The 21,469-nt window shown below is 71.4% G+C and carries 18 protein-coding genes; 10 read left to right on the top strand and 8 right to left on the bottom strand.

Annotated features, from left to right (window positions below; translation table 11 throughout):
• Positions 1-87 precede the first annotated feature (87 nt).
• Positions 88-3,540: a molybdopterin-dependent oxidoreductase gene (locus ACH414_RS31315; protein WP_398944426.1), complete on the top strand. Its 3,453-nt coding sequence runs from the start codon at positions 88-90 to the stop codon at positions 3,538-3,540.
• Between the two features lie 42 nt (positions 3,541-3,582).
• On the opposite strand, the gene ACH414_RS31310 is transcribed toward ACH414_RS31315, so the two are convergent.
• On the bottom strand, positions 3,583-4,152 hold the full coding sequence (locus tag ACH414_RS31310; protein ID WP_398944424.1) for an SMI1/KNR4 family protein: 570 nt from the start codon (positions 4,150-4,152) through the stop codon (positions 3,583-3,585).
• A gap of 246 nt (positions 4,153-4,398) precedes the next feature.
• Between ACH414_RS31310 and ACH414_RS31305 the strand changes: the two genes are divergently transcribed.
• The 3 genes from ACH414_RS31305 (at position 4,399) to ACH414_RS31295 (ending at position 5,774) form a co-directional block, all read left to right on the top strand.
• Positions 4,399-4,611 (top strand): hypothetical protein, encoded by a 213-nt coding sequence (locus tag ACH414_RS31305; protein WP_382544395.1) that lies wholly within the window; start codon positions 4,399-4,401, stop codon positions 4,609-4,611.
• Positions 4,601-4,864: a hypothetical protein gene (locus ACH414_RS31300; protein WP_391768387.1), complete on the top strand. Its 264-nt coding sequence runs from the start codon at positions 4,601-4,603 to the stop codon at positions 4,862-4,864. Before ACH414_RS31305 ends, ACH414_RS31300 begins: the two co-directional genes overlap by 11 nt.
• A 268-nt stretch (positions 4,865-5,132) precedes the next feature.
• Complete coding sequence (locus ACH414_RS31295; protein WP_382544389.1) at positions 5,133-5,774, top strand: DinB family protein; 642 nt, start codon at positions 5,133-5,135, stop codon at positions 5,772-5,774.
• 412 nt (positions 5,775-6,186) lie between these two features.
• On the opposite strand, the gene ACH414_RS31290 is transcribed toward ACH414_RS31295, so the two are convergent.
• Entirely contained in the window at positions 6,187-8,910 is a 2,724-nt protein-coding gene (locus ACH414_RS31290; RefSeq protein ID WP_398944421.1) for a LuxR C-terminal-related transcriptional regulator, read from the bottom strand.
• 177 nt (positions 8,911-9,087) lie between these two features.
• Here ACH414_RS31290 and ACH414_RS31285 point away from each other — a divergent pair, with 177 nt between their 5' ends.
• Both ACH414_RS31285 and ACH414_RS31280 read left to right on the top strand, forming a co-directional pair.
• Positions 9,088-11,253 (top strand): M4 family metallopeptidase, encoded by a 2,166-nt coding sequence (locus ACH414_RS31285; RefSeq protein WP_382544384.1) that lies wholly within the window; start codon positions 9,088-9,090, stop codon positions 11,251-11,253.
• A gap of 171 nt (positions 11,254-11,424) precedes the next feature.
• Entirely contained in the window at positions 11,425-12,711 is a 1,287-nt protein-coding gene (locus ACH414_RS31280; RefSeq protein WP_398944420.1) for a phytase, read from the top strand.
• 219 nt (positions 12,712-12,930) lie between these two features.
• On the opposite strand, the gene ACH414_RS31275 is transcribed toward ACH414_RS31280, so the two are convergent.
• The 3 genes from ACH414_RS31275 to ACH414_RS31265 form a co-directional block, all read right to left on the bottom strand.
• Positions 12,931-13,326, bottom strand: coding sequence for an AAA family ATPase (locus tag ACH414_RS31275; RefSeq protein ID WP_398944418.1), 396 nt, complete (start codon positions 13,324-13,326; stop codon positions 12,931-12,933).
• A 508-nt stretch (positions 13,327-13,834) separates the two neighbouring features.
• Positions 13,835-14,263 (bottom strand): NAD(+)--rifampin ADP-ribosyltransferase, encoded by a 429-nt coding sequence (gene arr, locus ACH414_RS31270; protein ID WP_382544375.1) that lies wholly within the window; start codon positions 14,261-14,263, stop codon positions 13,835-13,837.
• A 176-nt stretch (positions 14,264-14,439) separates the two neighbouring features.
• Positions 14,440-14,784 carry a hypothetical protein gene (locus tag ACH414_RS31265; protein WP_398944416.1) on the bottom strand — a complete coding sequence of 115 codons (345 nt, stop codon included), beginning with the start codon at positions 14,782-14,784 and terminating at the stop codon, positions 14,440-14,442.
• A 124-nt stretch (positions 14,785-14,908) separates the two neighbouring features.
• Here ACH414_RS31265 and ACH414_RS31260 point away from each other — a divergent pair, with 124 nt between their 5' ends.
• Positions 14,909-15,649, top strand: a complete 741-nt coding sequence (locus tag ACH414_RS31260) for a class I SAM-dependent DNA methyltransferase (RefSeq protein WP_398944414.1) — start codon at positions 14,909-14,911, stop codon at positions 15,647-15,649.
• A gap of 78 nt (positions 15,650-15,727) precedes the next feature.
• Positions 15,728-16,294, top strand: coding sequence for a hypothetical protein (locus tag ACH414_RS31255; protein WP_386567023.1), 567 nt, complete (start codon positions 15,728-15,730; stop codon positions 16,292-16,294).
• Between the two features lie 33 nt (positions 16,295-16,327).
• Here the strand turns inward: ACH414_RS31255 and ACH414_RS31250 are convergent, their stop codons facing one another.
• On the bottom strand, positions 16,328-16,717 hold the full coding sequence (locus ACH414_RS31250) for a hypothetical protein (protein WP_386567021.1): 390 nt from the start codon (positions 16,715-16,717) through the stop codon (positions 16,328-16,330).
• Between the two features lie 118 nt (positions 16,718-16,835).
• Positions 16,836-17,468, bottom strand: coding sequence for a hypothetical protein (locus ACH414_RS31245; protein ID WP_398944412.1), 633 nt, complete (start codon positions 17,466-17,468; stop codon positions 16,836-16,838).
• A 436-nt stretch (positions 17,469-17,904) separates the two neighbouring features.
• Between ACH414_RS31245 and ACH414_RS31240 the strand changes: the two genes are divergently transcribed.
• Together ACH414_RS31240 and ACH414_RS31235 are read left to right on the top strand one after the other, a co-directional pair.
• Positions 17,905-18,375, top strand: coding sequence for a hypothetical protein (locus ACH414_RS31240; RefSeq protein WP_391768376.1), 471 nt, complete (start codon positions 17,905-17,907; stop codon positions 18,373-18,375).
• Between the two features lie 60 nt (positions 18,376-18,435).
• A complete protein-coding gene (locus ACH414_RS31235) occupies positions 18,436-19,173 on the top strand; it encodes a VOC family protein (RefSeq protein WP_398944410.1) in 738 nt (245 codons plus the stop codon).
• A 126-nt stretch (positions 19,174-19,299) separates the two neighbouring features.
• On the opposite strand, the gene ACH414_RS31230 is transcribed toward ACH414_RS31235, so the two are convergent.
• A complete protein-coding gene (locus tag ACH414_RS31230; RefSeq protein WP_398944408.1) occupies positions 19,300-21,348 on the bottom strand; it encodes a glycosyl hydrolase family 28-related protein in 2,049 nt (682 codons plus the stop codon).
• Between the last annotated feature and the right edge of the window lie 121 nt (positions 21,349-21,469).

Genomic DNA, 21,469 nt, shown 5'->3' with positions numbered 1-21,469 from the left:
CACCCACCGGCGCCGGACCGGAAAGTGACCTACGGCCCGGGAACCGGGGACCTCTGCCGCCGGGAGGCCCGGCCGTCCGGGTGTGCAATGAGAACAGCACAAGGACGGGACCGCGAGCGAGCGGAGGCCAGGGCGATGGTTCAGGAGATCCGGGGTTACTGCACACTCTGCAAGTCCCGCTGCGGCGCGATCTACTCCGTGGACCGTGGGCGTCTCGTCGGTGTACGTCCCGATCCGGACCATCCGACCGGCGCCGCGATGTGTCCCAAGGGGCGTGCCGCCCCGGAGATCGCGCACAGCACGGGCAGGCTGACCGTCCCGTTGCGGCGTACGAACCCCAAGTCGGACCCCGACCCCGGCTGGGTGGAGATCTCCTGGGACGAGGCGATGGACGAGATCGCCGCTCGGCTCGCCACGATCTCCCGGGAGAACGGCCCGGAGGCCGTGGCGTTCGGCGTGGCCACGCCTTCCGGGACGATGATCTCCGACGCCACCGAGTGGATCGAGCGCTTCGTACGCCTCTTCGGCAGCCCGAACACCGTCTACAGCGCCGAGATCTGCAACTGGCACAAGGACGTCGCCCACGGCTTCACCTTCGGCACGCCCCTCCCGCCGCCCGACTACGCACACGCCGACCTCGCCCTACTGTGGGGCTTCAACCCGGCCAAGACCTGGCTCTCCCAGTCGGCGGCCCTGTCCGCGGCCCAGGCCCGCGGGGCGAGGCTCGCCGTCGTCGACCCGCGCCGTTCCACGAGCGCCCTGCGCGCCGACCACTGGCTGCGGGTCCGCCCCGGCGCCGACGCCGCCCTGGCCCTGGGCCTGGCCCATCTGCTCATCGAGAGCGGCGGATACGACGAGGCGTTCGTCCGTTCCTGGACCAACGGGCCCCTGCTTGTGCGCGGCGACACCGGGCGCTTCCTGCGCTCCCAGGAGCTCGCCGGGGAACACCCCTCGGACGCGTTCGTCGTCTTCGACGTCGAGGCCGGGCGGCCCGAGACCCACGACACCCGGCGTCCCGCCGACCGGCCCGAGCGCTTCGCGCTGCGCGGGGCTCGCACGGTCGAGCTGCGCGACGGCACGGCGGTCGAGTGCGTGCCCGCCTTCGAGAGGTACGCCGCCGCGTGCGCCGCCTGGCCCCCCGAGCGCGCGGCGGCCGCCACGTGGGTGCCGGAACGGGAGATCCGTGCCCTCGCCGCCGAGATCGCGGCCGCGCGACGCGTCACGTACTACGGATGGACGGGGGTCGGGCAGAGTGCCAACGCCACCCAGACCGAACGCGCCCTGGCCACCCTCTACGCCCTCACCGGCTCGTACGACGCCCCCGGCGGCAACCACGTCGTCCCCGCCCCGCCGTACAACCCGGCGTCCTCGCCGGCCCTGTTGAGTCCGGACCGGCGGGCCAAGGCCCTCGGCCTCGACAAGCACCCCCTCGGACCGCCCTCCTCCGGCTACGTGAACTCCGGTGACCTGTGCACGGCCATCGAGACCGGCCGGCCCTACCCGATCCGCGCCCTCGTCGGCTTCGGCTCCAACCTCGTCCTCGCCCAGCCCGACTCCGACCGCACCGCACGCGCCCTGCGCGCCCTCGAGTTCCAGGTCCACCTCGACCTGTTTCCCAACCCCACCAGCGCCAGCGCGGACATCGTCCTGCCCGTCAGCAGCGCCTACGAACACGAGGCCCTCCGCTTCGGCTTCGAGATCGACCACCACGCCCAGGAGCACGTGCAGCTCCGCCCCCGGCTGGTCGAACCGCTGGGCGCCTCGCGCAGCGACACCGAGGTCGTCTTCGACCTCGCCGGCCGCCTCGGCCTGGGCGGGGAGTTCTTCGACGGCGACATCGAGGCCGCGTGGAACTGGCAGCTCGAACCCCTCGGGCTGACCGTCGCCGAACTCCGCGGCCGCCCGGGCCCGGTCCGCGTACCGCGCGAACCCGCGTACCGCGCGTACGCCTCGCCCGGCCCCGACGGCACGGTGCGGGGCTTTCGCACCCCCACGCGGCGGGTCGAGCTGTACTCGGAGCCGCTCCTGGACCACGGCTATCCGCCCGTCCCCGAGCACCGCGCGCCCGAGCCCACCAGCGCCGCGTACCCGCTGGTGCTGACCTGCGCCAAGCATGGTTCCTTCGTGCACAGCCAGCACCGCTCGATCGGCTCGCTGCGCCGTCGCGCCACCGACCCCCGTGTGGACCTGAACCCGCGGACGGCGGCCGCCCGGGGCATCGAGGAGGGGCAGTGGACGGTCCTGTCCACCCGGCTCGGCTCGGTCCGCCTGCGCGCCCGCTTCGACGACTCCCTGCACCCGGGCGTCGTGGTCGCCGAGTACGGCTGGTGGCAGGAGGCCGCGGACCTGGCGCTGCCCGGCAGCGACCCGACCAGCCCGCACGGCAGCAACATCAACCGGCTCGTCGACCACAGCGACTGCGACCCGGTCAGCGGCTCCGTACCCCTCCGGTCCGCCGCCTGCGAACTGCGCCCCGCCCCCGCCGACGGGACCTGGACCGGCACCCGCCCCTTCACCGTGACCTCCCTGTCCGCCACCAGCCCTGGCGTGCGCACGCTCCGTCTGGAGCCCTGCGACGGCGGCCCGTTGCCCGACCACGCGCCCGGCCAGTACGTGACGGTCCACACCGACCCCGCCGGTGAAGCACCCCGGTCAGCGGCCGGCGGGCGCAGCTACTCCCTCACCGGAGCCGCCGTCCGACAAGGCCGGACCGCCTACGAGCTGGCCGTGCGCCACGTGCCGGGCGGCGCCTTCTCCACCCGCGTCCACGAACGGCTCCGCCCCGGCGACCGCCTCCACCTCACCGCCCCGGCCGGCACCTTCCGGATCCCCACCCACAGCGCCCACCCGGTCGTCCTCCTCGCGGGCGGGATCGGGGTCACCCCCTTCCTCGGATACCTGGAGACCCTCGCGGCCACCGGCGGAACCGTTCCCGAGGTGGTCCTCCACCACGGGAACCGCAACCCGGCGGACCACCCCTTCCGCCACCGTCTCCGTGAACTGAGCGCCCTGGTCCCCTCCCTGCGGATCATCGACCACTACTCCGCGCCGACGCCGGAGGAGGGGAACGAGCGCGGCGACGTCGCCGCGCGCGCCGGCCTCATCACCGCCGACGACATCGCCCCGCACCTGATTGAGCGCCGCGCCCGCTTCTACCTCTGCGGACCCGAACCCATGCTCGACACGCTCACGGACGGGCTCGTGCGCCGCGGGGTCCCGCGCTTCGAGATCTTCACCGAGAGGTTCCGGCCCGCCCGCACCGACGTCGCCCTCCCCGAGGACGCCACCTTCACCGTCACCTTCGCCCGCTCCGGCCGGACCGCCACCTGGCGCCGGCAGGACGGGACGCTCCTGGACCTCGCCGAGGCCGCGGGAATGACGATGGCCAGCGGCTGCCGTGTGGGCCAGTGCGAGAGCTGCGCCTGCAGGGTCGTCGAAGGCACGGCCGCACACCTCGTGACCCCCTCCGAGGGCCTGCCGCCCTCCGAGGTCCTCACGTGCCAGTCCGTCCCCACGTCCGACCTGACCCTTGACGCCTGAAGCGGGTGGGGGTCACCCCCACCCGCCCGGTCGGGAGCCGGCTCACCACCACGTGAGGCGACCTTCGGTGACCCCGCAGACGGGGTGGTTGCCCTCAGCGACCCTCGTCAGCATCTCGGCCACGGAGTCGAAATACTCGGCCAGCGACGCGTACTCGCCCGGGACCGTGATCTCACCCACGAACCACCTGCCGACCCGCCCGTCCCGGGTGTCGACGAACTTCCCCGTCCAACCGTCCTGGTCCGACAGGAACGGGATCCACTCGTTGCGCCAGAACGGATTGTCCGGCTGGTCCGGCGGGTCGAACCCACCAGGCATGGAGCGATTCGCGTAGAGCTTCTCCATCGCCCGGATCCCCAGAAAGAAGCTTCCCTCGTCCGGGAACCCGTCGAAGCCGCAACAAGCCACTTCGTCGTCGACGTCCTCCTCGGGCAGATCCAGATTGTTCTGCAACAGCCACGTCCGCAGATCCCTGGGGAGAAGGACGCCCATCCGCTCCTCGGCGGCCGCGAGCATCGTCTCCGTAGCGGGCCCGGGAAGGTCCGCGTGATCGGCCGGTGCGTGCTGCCTGAGAAGACCCATCACGCGCGACCAGCTCTCGGCAACGCTCATCGCGCCATCGCCCTCTCTCCGCACACCTGTCTCCGCCCGACGCGTTGCGCAGACCGCGAAGCGCGAGTGCCGGCCGGGGAACCTTGCAGGGAGGGATGGTACGTGGAGCGTGTTCCCTCGCCCCTCCCACCGGATGCGTACGCAGGGTTCCCCTCCCCCTCCGTCAGGACGGGTTCCCTGCCGACCGGCTGCTCGGGGAGGGGCCGCTGCGCTAGCCTCGGGCTGTACCCGAGCGGCGGAGGCCCGATGGCGCACCTCATCTTCAGCGAGGCCGAGCAGCGTGAGCTGCGTGAGGCGGCGCGTGCCGAGTTTCCCGGAAACCCGGCGCTCGCGTACGTGTTGGAGAACCTGGCCGCTGAGGGCATGGACCTGGACCGGTGCCGCAGCTGGGAGGACATCCGGGCCGAGAAGGGTCTGCCCGACGCCGAGCAGGGCGAGCGGGACTCGCATGTCGCCTAAGCACCAGCGCGGCGGACGGCGGGCGCGCCTCGTGTTCGTCGAGCCGGCCGAGACGCAGGTCGCCGCCCTCACGGTGGAACAGACCATGCGCCTCGACAGCGCGTTGAGCGTGCTCGCCGCCGCTCCGGACGAGGTGAAGCAGCACGCCACGGCGTCTGCGCTGCGCGACTACCAGCACGACGGCATCCGCGTCATCTTCTACGCGACCGCGCTCGGCAGCATCCTCATCGTCACGTACGTCGAGGTCGACTGAGCAGGCGCTGTGCGGCCGTCTGGGGCCGCTCGGGAGGGCTGCTCCGGAGGGCTGCTCCGGAGGGCTGCTCCGGAGGGCCCGCTCCGGAGGACCGCTGCACGCCGCTCCGGGGGGCCACTGCAGCCAGTTCCACCCGTCTCAGGCGAACCGGGCGGAGGCGGAGGAGTCGAGCAGACGTCGGAGTCCTCGGTCGGGCTCCCCCGTTCGCCGGACAGCGCGTACGGGAGACTGTGGCCAGGAACGGGCCACGGCGGAAGGTTCATGCCACATGATCGACGCGTTCGCGAAGGACAACCTGCACGGGAGACTGCGGCGGGACCGCGAGGCTCTGCTCTGGAAACTCGACGGCCTGTCCGAGTACGACGCCCGCCGGCCCTTGACCGCGACCGGAACCAACCTCCTCGGCCTGGTCAAACACGTGGCCACCGTCGAGGCGAGGTACTTCGGCGAGGTCTTCGACCGCCCTTCCCCTGAACCCCTGCCCCGTTGGCAGGACCACGACGGCAGCGACCAGTACGCGACCGAGGGCGAGACCCTCGATCAGATCGTCGCGTTCTACCGGCGCACATGGGAGCACTCGGACGCGACGATCAACGAACTTCCCCTCGACGCCCCCGGCCACGTGCCCTGGTGGTCGGAGCCCCGTCCCAACACGAATCTGTTCGCCGTCATGACCCACGTCCTCGGCGAGACCAACCGGCACACCGGGCACGCGGACATCCTGCGAGAGGGCCTGGACGGCCGGACCGGCTTGCGCCCCGAACACGAGAAGCAGATCGACGAGGAAGCCCGCGCTGCCCACCGCGCCACGATCGAGCGGGCGGCGCGGTCGGCCGTCGCATCATCGACGGTGACGAGCGACCGGCCTTCGCCCTTGCACCAGGCGGTCTCCCCGACGGCGATGTCGTAGTACCGAAGTACCGGCAGCGATCGGGTGGATGATCGCTGGTGGGGGACCTGCTTCGAGTACCCGGCCGGCCCCGGGATGTGGGGCCGGCCGCGGGGCGCCGGGGATGCCCGCGCACCTGTCACCTGGTCGGAGGCCGCGCCGTAGGGGGTGGCCGGTACGAGCTTCCTGCCGGGGATCACCCGGAACACCTGGGCCCGCGGGACCCAGCAAGCCGGCACCTCGTGACCCCGCGCACCCCCGCAACCCGCAACCCGCAACCCGCAACCCGCAACCCGCAACCCGCAACCCGCAACAGCATCACGCCCGAGGCTCGGAGGCCATCCGCATGCCCCCCCGGCGGCCCAGTTCGGCCGGTCAGGCTTCCGTCACCCCGCCTCCGGTCCGGGGCGGAGTGGCAGGGCGCCCGGGCGGGTCACCCGCGTGCTGGTGTGACGGTGTGCGCGAGCTGGACGCGTGAGTGCAGGCCGAGTTTCCGGTAGACGCGGGTGAGGGTCGCTTCGACCGTCTTGACGCTGACGGTGAGGGTGGTGGCGATGTCGCGGTTGCTCGCTCCGGCGGCGGCGAGTTCGGCGCAGCGTTGTTCGGCGGAGGTGAGGAGGGGGTGGGCGTTGTTGTTCGCGGGGGCCGCTTCCAGTCGGTTGAGCGTGTGCGCGGCGGCTTCCGCCCACGGGTGTGCGTGGTGGGCGGCGAAGAGGTCGGCGGCGCCCTGCGCGGCCGCGCGGGCGCTGGCGCGCCGGCGTCCGCGCCGTTCGGTGTGGCTGAGCGCCAGCAGGGTCCTGCCCCGTTCGAGAGGAAGGTGGCGGAGGCGGTCGGCGGCGTCGGTGAGGCGCCGGGCCGCGGTGTCGTAGTCGCCGCGGGCGGCGTCCAGAAGCGCCTGGGCGCGTTCGAGGGGAGGGAGGACCGCGTCCCTGCCGAGGTCGGCCGCGGTGCGGCGGGTGTCGTCCAGCAGGCTCTGTGCCTGGTCAAGGCGGCCGAGAGCGACGAGGGTCTCGGCGAGTTCGGGATGCCAGCGCAGGATGGACGGGTCGTGGACCCGCTGGAGCTCCTCCAGGTCGCGTACCTCCTCCAGTGCCTCCAGGGCCTCCTTGAGGCGGCCGGTGGCCAGGAGGAGGTGCCCGAGGGCGAAGAGGTTGCGGGAGAGGAAGACCTGGTTGTCCTCGTGCCGGGCGGCGTCGACTCCGCGGCGTGCGTGGACGAGGGCGAGGTCGGTGCGCCGGGCGGTGCCCTCGACGAGGGCGGAGGTGTAGCACGCCGGTGCGGGTGACAGGGCGGTCTCGTCGGTCAGCGCCTGTGCGCGGTGGGCGTGGTCGAGTGCCCTGGCGCACCGCCCGGCGCGGAGTTCGGCCTCGGCCAGGCTGCGCAGGATGTCCACGGTCGCCTCGGCGTCGCCCGCCCGCTCGGCTTCGACGAGCAGGGGAAGCAGCGCGGTACGGGCCTCTTCGGCGCGGTCGTCGAAGAGGGCGTGCCGGGCGGCGAGGTGCTGGGGTGTGCCGTTGACGGGGATGGAGGCGGCGTGTGGCAGCGACAGAGCGCGGCCGAGCGTGGTCTCGGCGTCGGGGTGGCCGAGGACGCGTTGGAGGCGGGCCTGCATCGTGAGGGCCATGACGGTGGTGGTGGTGTCGCCGACGGTCTCGGCGAGGGCGGTGGCCCGGCCGGCCAGGGCGCATGCCCGCTGGGGGTCGCCCTCGTTGACGTTGGCCCAGATGGATTGACGGATGAGGATCTGCGCGGTGAGGTCGGATCGTCCGGCCGCCGCGTGCAGTGCGTCGGCGAACAGTTCGTCCGCGCCGTGCAGGTGCTGGCCGCTCGCGTCGATCAGGGCGACGAGGGCGTCGACGCGTTGGGCGGGGGTGGTGTCGTGGCCGAGGATGAGGCGGGCGGCTGCCCGGCCGCGGGGGAGGTCGCCGTAGTGGGCGGCGTCGCGTACGGCGGTCAGGGCCCGTTCGGTGAGCAGGTCGCCGTCGTCGTGCGGGGTGCGCTGGGCGGCGAGGAGGGAGAGCTCTGCCGCGAGCGCGTGGTCGCCGCGCTGCCGGGCGCGAAGGGCGGCGCCAGAGGCCCGGAGGGCCGAGCGCGGGTCGGCGGCATCGGCCGCCAGCACGGTGTGCCGGTCGCGCCGGACGCTGTCGTGGCTGGCCTCGGCCAGGCGAGCGTGCAGGAGCCTGCGCGCGCGGCCCGGCAGCCGGGCCGCGAGTTCGGTGGCGATCGCGGAGGCGGTGAACCGCACGCTCCGGTCCGCCCGTCCGATGTCGAGCAGCCCCGCCGCCTCGGCCTGGGCGAGGAGTGCCTCGGCTGCCGGGCCGGCGAGGCGGCCCAGCAGTTCCAGGTCGGGCCGGTGGTCGAGTGCGGCGAACGTCAGCAGTTCCTGCACCTGGGCCGGTACCTCGTCCAGCCACTCGCCCACGAGGCGGCGGGCCGGCTGCGGCAGGGCCGACTCGCGTGCGCCATCCCGGTCCGGGAGCGGGTGCGGGGCGTCGGCCAGTGCCAGGGCCAGGGCCGGGTTCCCGCCGCTGCACGCGTGGATCCGCGTGACCTCGTGGGGGGCGAGCCGGTACGGGGACAGCAGGGCCGCGACCTGGCCGGCCGTCAAAGCCGGAACGCGCACCGCGCACGTGCTCTCCCCGCTCCAGTGGCCCGCGGCCCCCGGGCGCCAGGTGCGCTCGGCCGCGATGACGGGAAGGTCCGGGGTCAGGCGCAGCGCCCAGCCCAGCACGGCCGTGCTGGTCGCGTCCAGCCACTGGGCGTTGTCGACCACCAGCGTCATCGGCGGAGCCTCCCGCAGCAGAGCGGCGGTCTGCCGGCGCAGCCGCAGGGCCCGACCGCCCTCGTCCGCAACACCCGGCCGGCCGGCGGGCTCGTCGAGTGCCGCCGTCAACTCATGTGCGGCGGGCAGTGCCGGTAGTGCCAGCGCGAGTTCGAGCAGGCCGGCACAGGCGACCCGGGCGTCCTGCGGACGCGGGGCCAGCCGCAGGACGGGCAGGCCCAGCCGTCGCCCGAGGGCCCCGGCCGCGGTGGTCTTGCCGCTTCCGGGCGGTCCGAACAGGACCACCCGGCGGGTGTCGTGCACGTCTTCCGGGACCAACGGCAGCACGGGACCGACCTCGTGGTGCCCGTTGATCCACATCGCAGTGTCTGGCATCGGGCCATGGTGCGCCCGCCGGTCCTCCCCGTCCAGATCAAGGGGTTGCCCTGATGTCGGCTGTCTCCCGCGTCCCTAGCCTCGTGGCCACAGCCGGGCCAACCGCCGCTGAACGCCCCCCGCACCCGAGATGACGTTCTGCGGTGTTCCCCGACAAGGCCCGGCGGAAGGATTGCGATGAACCGCAAGAACGCCCTGGCGGCCGCGGTGGCGGCGGCCCTCGCCCTGGGCTCCGTGACGGTGGTGGCCACCCAGTCCACCGCGGCCACGCGGCCCACCGCGGCCGCCGGTACCGCCGTCGCCCGACCCGGCGCCGGGTTCCGGGCGATGACGGCCGACGCGCGCGTCGAGGCGATACGTACGGCCGGCCGCAATGCCGCCGCCACCGCCCGTGCGCTCGGCCTGGGCCCCGACGAGCGCCTGGTCGCCAAGGACGTGCTGATCGACGCCGGCGGCTCCCGGCACGTGCGCTACGACCGCACCTACAAAAACCTGCCGGTGATCGGTGGCGACCTGGTGGTGCATCTGACCGAGGACGGCACGATCAACGGCTCGGACCTGGCGCACCAGGGCGCGATCCGGGTTGCCGGCACCACTCCGAAGCTGACGGCGGCCGGCGCCTCGGCTGCGGCCGTGAGGCACGCCAGGCATGTGAGGAACGCGAAGGCCGGCAGCAAGGACAGCACCCTGGTGGTGTACGCGGTCGGCAAGATTCCCGTCCTCGCCTACCGTGCCACCGTCACCGGCGAGGGCGAGGCCGGGCCGGCCTCGCGTCAGGCGGTGATCGTCGACGCGACCAGCGGTGTGCCGCTGGACCAGTACGAACTGCACCAGAGCATCACGGGAACCGGCAACGGCGTCACCGCCGGCCAGGTCTCCATCGAGACCACCCAGTCCGGCAGCGGCTACACCCTCACGGACGCCGCGCACGGCGGCACGATCGTCTACGACTCGTACAACAGCCCGCAGTCGAACCCCAGGCAGAACGCCCGGACCTTCTCCAAGACCACCAACTCCTGGGGCAACGGGACCTCGTCCAGCCGCGAGAGCGCCGCGGTGGACGCCTCGTACGGCCTGGCGAAGACCTGGGACTACTACAAGAACTCCTTCAACCGCTCCGGCATCCGCAACGACGGCCGTGGCGCCCCCGCCTACGTCCACGTCGACACCGGCCTGCTGAACGCCTTCTACGACGACAACTGCTTCTGCATGTACTTCGGCGACGGCTCCTCGCAGAACGGCAACACCCCGGTCACCGCGCTGGACGTGGCCGGCCACGAGATGAGCCACGGCGTCACCGCCGCCACCGCCAACCTGAACTACTCCGGCGAGTCCGGCGGTCTCAACGAGGCCACCAGCGACATCTTCGGCACCATGGTGGAGTTCTCCGCCGGCAACGCCGGCGACCCTGGCGACTACTACATCGGCGAGAAGCTGAACATGTCGGGCGGATACATGCGCCGGATGGACAGCCCCGCCGGAGACGGCAGATCGCTGTCCTGCTGGAACTCCAGCGCCGGCTCGGTGGACGTGCACCTCTCCTCCGGGATCGGCAACCACTTCTTCTACCTGGCCGCCGAAGGAACCGGCGCGAAGACCATCGGGGGCCGCTCGCACAACGGCACCACCTGCAACAACGACACCTTCGCGGGCATCGGCAGGGACAAGGCCGCCGCCGTCTGGTACCGGGCCCTGTCCACCTACATGACCTCCACCACCAACTACGCCGGCGCCCGCACCGCCACCCTGCAGGCCGCCGCCGACCTGTACGGCACGAACTCCCAGGAGCGGTACCTCGTCTCCAAGGCGTGGGCCGCCGTCAGCGTCGGCACCGCCCTGCCCGACCCCGGCACTCCCACGCCTTCACCGTCCACGCCCACCCCTTCGCCGACCACTCCCCCCAGCGGGAACGCGCTGGCCAACGGCAGCTTCGAGCAGGGCACCAGCGGCTGGACCCAGAGCGACGACATCATCACCAGCTCGACCTTGCAGACCGCGCGCGACGGATCCTGGTACGCCTGGATGATGGGCTACGGCGCCGACGCCGTCGAGTCCCTGTCCCAGGCGAACATCGCGGTGCCCTCCGCCGGCACCCCGACGCTCACCTTCTGGCTGAAGGTCACCACCCAGGAGTCCGGTCCCACGGCCTACGACACCCTCAAGGTCAAGGTCAACGGCACCGCACTGGCCACCTACTCCAACGCCGACGCGAGCTCCGGATACGTCCAGAAGACCGTCGACCTGTCCGCCTACAGGGGTCAGACGGTGAAGCTGGAGTTCGCCGGCACCGAAGACACCTACCTGTCGACCGTCTTCCTGGTCGACGGCATCGCCATCGGCTGACCGGTCCCGCTCACCACCAGTGCTCCTGCGGCCAGGCCCCTGCTCAGGCGCTCCGGCCGCAGGAGCCTTCGTGCCGTGTTCAACCGCCGTCCATCCGTCAGTCGTGGACATGACAGCCACGATCGCGAGTGTCTTCCTCACCAGGGCAAAACCCTCATACAAGGAGGAATCATGATGATACGTCTGGTATCCCGCGCCTCCGCGCTCGCTCTCTGCACGGCATTGGCGGCCTCGTTCGCCCTCCCGGCGCAGGCCTCCGGCATCGGCAGCGTCCGGCCGAAGGCCGAGACCGCGCCGTTGTTCGACGACGAGGCCGGCGGCAACGCCAACGCGGACGATCCGGCGATCTGGCGCAACCCCGCCGACCCGGGCCGCAGCTTGGTGATCGCCACCGCCAAGCAGGGCGGCCTGCGGGTCTACGACCTGGACGCGCATCAGGTGCAGTCGATCCCCGCCCCGGCCGGGCCGAGCGCCGACGACAAGCCCGGCCGCTTCAACAACGTCGACCTGGTGCGGGGCCTGCGCCTCGGCGGGGTCCGCACGGACGTCGCGGTGGTCAGCGACCGCGGCAACGACCGGCTGCGGATCTACCGCATCGACCGGGACAGGACCGGCGGCCCGCTCACCGACGTCACCTCCCCGGGAGCACGGCCGGTGTTCTCCACCGACCAGGACGAGATCAACAAGCAGCAGACCGCGTACGGCCTGGCCACCTGGACCGACCGCACGACCGGCCGCTCCTACGCCCTGGTCAGCCAGCGCAACCGCACCCGGATCGCCCTGCTGGAACTGCTCCCCACCGCCGCCGGCACCGTCGACTACCGCCGGGTCCGCACCCTGGACCTGCCCTCCTCCTTCCGCCTGCCCGACGGCGCCACCTGGACGCCCTGCGCCGAGCCGGGTGAACTGCCGCAGGTCGAGGGCATGGTCGTCGACCTGGCGGACGGCACCCTGTACGCGGGGCAGGAGGACGTCGGCATCTGGCGCATCGACGCGGGACTGACCGGCACGCCGACCCTGATCGACAAGGTCCGCGAGTACGGCGTCCCCGGCACGTACGACGAGCAGACCGAGGAGTGCACGCCGGGCACCGACCCCGGCTTCGGCGGCACGCACCTGACGGCCGACGTCGAGGGTCTGACCCTGGTCGACGAGCCCGACGGCGACGGCTACCTGCTCGCCTCGAGCCAGGGCGACAACACCTTCGTCGCCTACGACCGCGAGCGCGACGAGGACAACGAGTACGAGAACGCCTTCCGCATCGCCGCCGCCTCCCCCACCCTCGACGGCTCCGAGGTCTGCGACGGCGCCGCCGCCCTCAACGCCCCGCTCGGCACGCGCTACCCCAACGGCCTGCTCGTCGTCCAGGACGGCCAGGAGACCCCCGGCAACGGCGACCGCGAGGCCACCAGCTTCAAGTTCGTCGACCTCGGCGAGGTCCTCGACACCATCGACTGAAGAACGAACGCCGCGGGCGCACGGTGACCACACCGTGCGCCCGCCCTGGCGTGCCGCCGTCCCGCCCCCGTCACGCCGTCCCCCGTCACGCCGTCACGCCGTCACGCCGTCATGCCTCGAAGAGACGGGGCAGCCGCCCTCGGACCGAGGACCTTCTCCAGGTTCAGGGCGCCGCGGCCAGGAACGCCAGGGCCGTCGCGACGTTCCGCGACAAGTCGATCACGCTGTCCACGTCGGCTCGGGGAAGCCCCCGATCTCTCGCGACCGGCCTTCGAGGCGCCGGCGGTGCACCGCCGGATCCGAACACACCACCTCGATGAACACCATCGGCACGCCCCGCCGAGAAGCCAGCGACCGCCACTGCGCCCGCGCCTCCTCGACGGCGTTGACCGCATCGACGATCGCTGTCTGGCCCAGGGCCAGCACACCGTCGGCCACGGCCTCGGCCACGACGTACGCGGCAAGGCCGGTGGGCTGGCTGCGAGCCACCCCCGCACGCCACATCGCCGCCTCGATCGGATCCACCGACACCACCGGAGCGGCCAGCTTCCGTCCCAGCTCCCCGGCGACCGTACTCTTCCCCGTACCGGGCAGCCCGGCCATCGCGATCAACATGAACCGGAGCCTCGCACGCCAGGGCGGTCGCCTGACCTCCATGCCGGCGTGCCGTCACGGCTCGATCTCACCGGGCCCACGGTCCCCACCACTTCGGCGGAAGCGGTCGGGCCGGCGCCGACGTCGGCTGGTCGGGATGCAGGCCGAGCCGCCGAAGAGCGTCGGCACGCAAGCGAACGACAACCGTGCCGTGCCAGTGCCCGTCCGAGCGCACACCGCACATCAGGTCGACCCGTACCTCGTCCTCGGCGAACGGATGCCAGTCGATCCCCCGGTCCCGCAGTCAAACCGCCAACAACCGGCCCGGCCGCGGGCAGCCGGAGACGTTCTCGTAGGAAAAGAGGTTCACCCAGTCGACAGTCTGTTCTTCCATGCCGACATCGTGCCGCACCTCACCCCATGCCGTCCGGGTCTTCGTCAGCGAAGTCAGGCTCGGAGCCGAGAGGATTCCCCGTTCGGACAGGCAACGGGGCGGCGCGCGGGGAAGTCCTCGGGATCCGACGTCTGCTCAGTCCAGGATGGTGGCGATGCCACGGCGGCGCAGTTCGGCCAACCCGTCCAGCATGGCCTTGATCTGCTCCGGGGAGTGCCCGCGCCAGCCCTTGAGCTCCGACACCACGCGCACCGGTTCGCGCGTGCGGTACGAGCGAGTGGGGTTGCCGGGAAACTTCTTGTCGGTGACGTTGGGGTCGTCTTCGAGATCACCGGTCGGTTCCACCACATAGATTCGCCCCGGGCCGTCCCCGAGGGCGAGCTCGGCGCCCCAGGTGGCCGCGTCAAGGGTCTCGGAGACGTAGATGTGGCGCGACACACGCCCTTCCTCGAAATTGGACGCGTAACCCGGCGTCAAAAGGTCCCCCGGCACGAGGTCTGCCTTCGTCCCGTGCAGATAGGTTCCTTCCTCGTACACCTCAAAGGGCACAGGTTCCATGGTCATGCCGACTCCATAACTTGTCGGGGGGGGGCAGCAGGGCTGGATGGCGGCTGCCGAAATCTCGCCAGTCGACCCTAGACCAGACCCGTTCCGGAGGGATCGGATACGCGGCCGACTCCGAACGCCGCGACGTCGGCTCCGTCAAGCCGGCTTCGATCCGCCTCCGGCTCACGGCGTGATCAGCCCTGTTCCAGAGCGTCGGCTCGCTTCATCAGGTCCGCTGCGACGTCGTCCCAGTCGGGACCGAAGAGCTGCAGGACCATCGCGGCCTCCCGCATCAGCTCGGGATCGTCGGGCCGTTGCAACAGCACCAGACGATACGAGAGGTTCCGAATCCAGACGGGCAGATTTCCGTCGACGTACTGCGGGCAGAGCTCGCGCAGCATGGCGAGTATCACGTCCGCGTCGGCGAAGGTCAGCTCTTCGACGAAGTAGTGCTCCTGATGTTCCCGGCCGCACTCCGGTGTCTCCCGGTACTCGTCTCCGTAAAGACACCGAGCGTGCTCTGTCAGGGTGCTGTGCATGAACGGAGCCTACGACGCGCCATGATCCGCCGGACAGAACCCAGGACGCGTACGTGCCTCACCGAGTCGTGGAGAACGTAAATGCGTCGACAGCGCCCCTCGGCACCCGGCACAGTGGCGACCCGTGACCAGCAGTGAACTGTGGACCCGTGCGATGGCCGACCGCTACGACGCGGAGGAAGCCGAAATGTCCTCGGCTGCCGTTCTCGAACCGACCCTCGCCTTCCTCGCCGAGCTAGCCGGAGACGGCCGGGCGCTGGAGTTCGCCATCGGAACCGGTCGGGTGGGGGTACCGCTCCGCGAACGCGGCGTGCCGGTGGTGGGCATCGAACTGTCCGAGCACATGGCGGCGGCGCTGCGGCGCAAGGTCGACGAGGCGACCCTCCCAGTGGTCATGGGGGACATGGCCACCACCGTCGTTCCCGGCGGGTTCGCCCTCGTCTACCTCGTCTACAACACCATCACGAACCTGCTCACTCAGGACGAGCAGGTCGAGTGCTTCCGCAACGCCGCACGGCATCTACAGCCCGGCGGTCGGTTCGTCATCGAGCTGGGCGTACCGCCGCTGCGGCTCCTGCCACCCGGGCAGGTCGCGGTGCCGTTCGACGTCTCCCCGCAGCATCTCGGCTTCGACACCTTCGACCTCGTCGAGCAGATGCTCGTCTCGCATCACTTCACCCGCGACGGCGTCGACGGCCGCTACCGCCGCGGGAACTCCCGGCACCGGTACGCCTGGCCGGCGGAGCTCGACCTGATGGCACGGATCGCCGGGCTCGAGCTGGAGCGTCGGGTCGGGGACTGGGACGGCTCCGCGTTCACCCAGGACTCCGCGAAGCACGTCTCCGTGTGGCGCAAGCCGGGCTGAGGCTCTTCCGTCTCCGGCGGGGGTGTCGGCGGCGCAGCCCAGTTCTTCCATCCGACACCTCGCAGACCAGGAGAGCCGTTGACTCCGCATTCCCTCGCGTTCTACGTGGATGTGGTCACGTCCGGGACAGTGCTCGGCGCCAGGCCGACGGACGGCCCCGACCAGGTCGGTGCGATCCTCGGTTCGGACTTCGCCGAGAACTCCGTCAACGACCACAGCATGTGGCGCGACTACGGACTGGTCGAGTTCTTCTGGGGCCGGGAATCGCCCGACCACCCCTGGGAGGGGCACCACTTCTCGCTGCAGGTGCACCGGCTTTCGTACTGGGGCGGCAGCATCGTCAACAAGGAGATTCGCGAGCGGTACGGGCGCTTCGACCGGCACCTCCGATTCGACAAGCTGCAGCGGCTCCTCGCCCGTCGCGGTCTCGGCTTGGAGGACGTCCCGGATGTCAACGCCCCTGAATTCACGCTGCACTGGCAGCCCGCTTCCGAGGTGTCCGTCACGGCGTTCAGGAAGCGCGAGTGGGGGAGGAACCGGCGGCGCGGCAACAGCCTCGTCGGCGACGTGTACAGGATCTCGTCATCCATGACCGCCGGGCAGGTGGCTTGGAACAGGACGCGATACGGCCATCAGTCCGGCTAGGCCCGTCTGCCTGCGGACCGTCTTTCGTGTGTCTTACCAGAGGGTGCCCGGTCCCGCGATGACCCAGCCGGAGTCGACGGGCTTGACCCAGAAGCTCAATGCCACCTCGATTATCCGTGCGCGGTAGGTGATCTCCACGTAGAAATGGCTGCCGGTGTCGCCCCAGTGGAAGTCCGCGAGATCGAGTTCGCCGAGCCAGGACAGATCCTGCCGCCACTCGTCGGCAGCAGGGCTTCTGCTCGGCGCGTCCCCATCGGCGCTCGATTCGACCGACCCGGTCCACAGCGATGTGAGGACATGACGGACCGGGCTGTGGTCGATGAGCTGTTCGGCCTCAGGGATCCTTCCGGCTCGGAGCAGGCCGAAGTAGCGGCGAACGACGGCTTCGACGTCAGCCTTTGCAGGGCACTGCGTCCAGGTCATCACCGCGAGATCATACGAGTTCGGTGACTGCCTCGGTCTGAGCCGGCCAGTTGGAGGGGAGGACGGCATGCCGCTCCGCCCCGGACGGGGCCCGCCCCGAAGAGGCCGCGGCTGGTGCTCAGTACAGCTTCTTCACCGCGGTGTTGAGAGTGTTCTTCCACGGGATCACGGGCGGATCGCCCCAGTAGCTCTGCCACAGGACCAGCGTCACCGTGTCGCCGTCGCGGCCCACGCCCCACAGGTAGTTGTAGTGGGGGCGCTCGGTGGCGTTGGAGTCGAAGGTGCGCATCCCCTGAAGGGTGGCGCCCTCCTCGACGTTGATCACCCCGTGGTCGAGGTAGGTTGCCGTCACACCGGGCCGCTGCGGGGCGCGCGCACAGGCGATGTAGTCCTGCCGGGCCTTGTCGGCGAAGGCGACTGCCTGGGCCTCCGTGTCGAAGACGGCTACCTTCTGCTGGGCGAGCGCGGTCTCCGCGGTGGTGAAGTCCCGGTGCCATACGTTGACTTCGGGCGGCTCGGCGGGCCAGCCCACCGGACAGTCGAAGTCGTTGCCCCACCCCCGGGCGGTCGGGTTGGCGCGCCACGACTCGGTCCTCGGCAAGTCGGAGATGTACAGGGTCCCCGGCCGCGGTCGCCACTGGTCGGCGGCCGCAGCCTGACCCGGAGCCACCCCGGCCCCCAGGGTCCCCACCGCCAGCACCGCGGCGCCCACCGCGACCGCGCCCCCGCGCAGCCGTGCTCGTACCCCCATGGCTTCCCTTCCTCCGTGCGCTTCGATCACCCCGTTCCGTCCCCGGCCGGGCGGACTCCCTTGCACGCTAGGGTGCCGGTGCCTGTGCGGCCGGGCCTTTCGGGGGTAATGACCGGAAAGTCCGCGGCTGTTGACCGAGAACGTCCGAGGCGAAGGCGGTTGACCGGGACGGGCCGGCAGGGAAGTCTGACCGCCCTCAGCCCGTCAGGAGCCCAGAGTCCGGAGTCCAGAGTGCGGAGTCCGGCAGTACTGGTGTGTCCGGCGCCGTCACCGAACCCGGTAAGCGGCAACCCGTCCGTAAGTCCATGGAGGAGCTCGCAGGGCAGAGCGGCGACCACAATGTGCGCCTCGTCGTGTGGTTCGACGACCGGCCGAGCCCGTCGCCGGGTCCACACCGCGTGGCCGATCCAGGCGCCCAGGCAGGACAATCCCTGCCGTGGGAGAGACAGTTCACAACGAGATCAGCGGCGGACGGATCACCACCGCGATCCAGGCGCAGGTCATCCACGCCGTTCACCTTCACGGCGGCGGCGACCAGGCGACTCCTCCAGGCGTCTTCGCGTGGACGGGGCCCGACGAGCGGTGCCGTGTTTGGAGACGCGCCAGGGGTAAACCGGCCTGGGTCTACCACTTCCACGAGATCGTCGCCTTCAACGGCACGGTCCAGCCCGTCAGCGATGTCGTGGTGTGCGTGCCGGCTCCCGATGCCGACCTCCTGCCAGGAGAGGACCCCTTGGCCATGATTGCCGTGGGGCTGATCCCGCCGGGCGGGTATCGACGAATCGGGATCGGTCACCTCGGCCAGTTCGAGCCCCAGTACCCCGTGAGCCTCGAGGTCCACTACACCGACCCCCAGGGGGTCGGCTGGAGGCGCGATGGCGACGGCCGCGTCGAGGTCACTCCGTAGGCCGAGACCGCTGCCGCGTGGACGGGCGTGCCCATCAGCCCGCGGCTTAGGATCTTCCCCATGGCGACACGACTCGTGCAGATCAACATGAAGGCCCGGAACGACTCGGCGCTCGGACGGTTCTGGGCCGAGGCGCTCGGTTGGGGTGTCGACAGTGAGGGGCCCGGCGTCACCAATCTCGAACCCGTGGGATTCTCCTACCCCGATCCCGTGGCCGTCTGCATCGACATCGTCGCAAGCCCGGAGCCCAAGACGGTGAAGAACCGGGTGCACCTCGATCTGGCCACCACTTCGAAGGCCCACCAGGCACAGTTGGTCGCGCGCCTGAGAGATCTCGGAGCGACACTCGCCGACGTGGGTCAGGGCGACGTCCCCTGGACGGTGATGGCGGACCCGGAGGGCAACGAGTTCTGCGTTGTGGAGCCTCGTGCTGTCTACCAGGACACCGGGCCGATCGCCGCCGTGGTGGTCGACTGCACCGACCCACGAGAGATGGTTCGGTTCTGGGGTCAGGCGATGGACTGGACCCTCCACGAGGTCACCGACGCCTATGCGGCCATGCGGTCGGCCAAAGGCGTGGGCCCCTATCTGGAGTTCATCCGCACCAACGACACCAAGACCGTCTGGAACCGCGTCCACCTGGACGTCCGCCCCTACCCCGGTGACGACATGGCGGCAGAGGAGGCCCGGCTGCGCGCGCTGGGCGCCACCGACCCCGGCATCGACCAGACGGCGATCGCCTGGACGGTTCTGGCGGACCCCGAGGGGAACGAGTTCTGCCTCCTCACTCCCCGGTAGAACCCGGGCCCTCAGCTCCGAAGACTCCCCGAGGACTCCGCTCCGAGGGTCGGCTCCGAAGGCCGGATTCGTGTCGACGGTCGGAGCACGCGTACGGCCGTGAGGACGTCGGCGTCCTCCCGTGCGTCAGGCCGGGTTCACCAGCAGCCACGCCACCTTCGACGTGTCCCCCGCCCGGCCCGCGACCGAGAAGGACTCGCCCGGTTTCCGCGCCGCCACGAACGCGACGCCGCTGGGCGTGCCCCCGGGCTCCTGCACGGTCAGCAGGATGCGGCTGTCCGCCCGTACCGCCGTCGTGGCGACCGGCACCGGGGTGTCGCCGTTCAGGGTCAGCAGGCCCATCGTCGCGTCCGCGCCCTCCCGCACGCGCAGCCCGCGGCCGGCCGCCTGGCCGACGACGAGGTCCGCGTCCAGGCTGCCGACCCGGCCGGAGCCCAGGCGTCCCCAGGTGACGTCACGGGCGGCCGTGCCGCCGGGGCCGAAGGACTGTGTGCCGTTGGCGTCGATGACCAGTCGGTTGACCGCGTCGCCGGCCACGCTCACCTGGAACGCCCGGGAGGCGGCGTCGGCGACGGTGACGCCGTAGCCCTGGGCGCCGGGCGTCGCCTGGTTGAGCTGGACGCCGGGGCTCGACTCCGCGTTGACGACCACGTTGGTCGGCGACCCGCCCTGTTCCTTCGCCTGGCCGAGCGTGATCCGACCGTTCTGCCGGTTCACGCTGATCGGTACGTCGACGGGCGCGCCGCCGTCCCCATACCGTACGAGCTCGAACGCGGATCCCGCGCCGCCGCCCGTCTCGGGCTGGGCGCCGGCCCGCAGGCCCCAGCGCCGGTTCCCGCCGCGGGTCCAGAACTCCACCTCGCGCCGCTCCCCCGCCGCACCGGAGAGGGTGTGGACGTCGGAGCGGTCCCACACGATGCCGGTCGCCGTGTGCGTGCCCGCCGCGACACCGCTGTGCCGTACGAGCACCTTGCCCGCGTCGTTGAACGGCTGCACCGCGCCCAGGAACTCGCCGCCGCTGACGGCGACGAAGCTCGCGCTGTTCAGTGCGGAGGTGGTGATGCCGTACGAGGGCGAGTACGGCACGTTCTCGTTGTTCGCGTCGTCGCGGCCCGTCGAAGCCGAGCAGCCCGTGAGGATGACGCCCATCGCGGCCTGGCCGGTCACCGAGAATCCCGCGTAGCCGGCGCCGCTCCTGCCGTCCCTCTTGGCCAGGCAGCCGACGAGGTGCAGGAAACGGCCGCCCGGTGCGGTGGAGAGGTGGAAGCCGTCCTGCCCGGAGCGATCGGTGTTGCAGCCGACCAGCACCATGGAGTAGCAGATTCCGGTGATCTGGTAGCCGTGTCCGGCGTTCCACTCGGCGCGGCAGTCGATCATCGTGACGGCGTTGGGATTGAGGATGTCGAAGCCGGTCAGGCCGTTGCCCTGCGAGTAGCACTGGTACAGGTCGGCGTCGACGAGGCCGCCGCCGGTGCCGGAGGCGTCTCCGAAGGTGAAGCCGTGCCCGTCGTTGTCGGTGCAGCCGACCTGGCTGAACTGGAGGGCGGCGGCGTTCTGCGCGTTCACACCGTTTCCGGTGCAGTGCCAGACGGTGACCTTGTCCATGCCGACGTCGCGCGTGCCCGGCGCGATGGACACACCGTCGACCGGCCTGTTCTGCGTGTCGCGCTGCTGCCGGCCGTTGAGGGCCAGTCCGTACAGGCGGGGCCCACCGCGGTAGGCGGTGTCGTGGTAGTTGTCCGTCGACGTGTCGGGAGCCGGTACGACGGTGATCAGGGCGGTGCCGGTGAAGTTCCCGATGCCGGGGCGGATGTAGCTGTCCACCATGTTGGTGCGGTCGGGAAAGTGCGGGGCCCAGTCGCCGCGCAGGGTCACCCCGTACCGCAGCGTGATCGGCGACGCGATCCGGTACTTGCCGGGCGGCAGGTACACCGTGCCGCCCTGCCCCGCCGCGTCGATGGCCGCCTGGATGGCGGGCTGGTCGTCGGCGCTGTCGTCGCCCTTGGCGCCGTAGTCCCGTACGTTCAGCCAGCCCGCGCCGACTGCCGCCGCCCCGGCGGCCTGGGCCTCGGCCACTGCCGCCTGGGCGCTGCCCGCGCCGACGAGCCCGGCACCCGCCGCGAGTCCTCCCGCGCCGAGCGCCGACCACAGGACGTTCCGCCGCGACGTGCTCATCTTCCGTACCCCCCTGGGTTGTCGAACACGCGAGCGTAGCAGCGGCAGCGGAGGGGCCCGCGGGGCGGGAGTGTCCATGGCGTCACCCGCGGCTGTGTGCTCCGGGCCTCCCGCCCCGACC

It is taken from the genome of Streptomyces sp. NPDC020422 (assembly GCF_044386705.1).
In the GTDB taxonomy this organism is placed as follows: Bacteria; Actinomycetota; Actinomycetes; order Streptomycetales; family Streptomycetaceae; genus Streptomyces.
The sequence above is the reverse complement of the archived record's forward strand: the minus strand, read 5'-3'. Positions and strand labels throughout refer to the sequence as shown.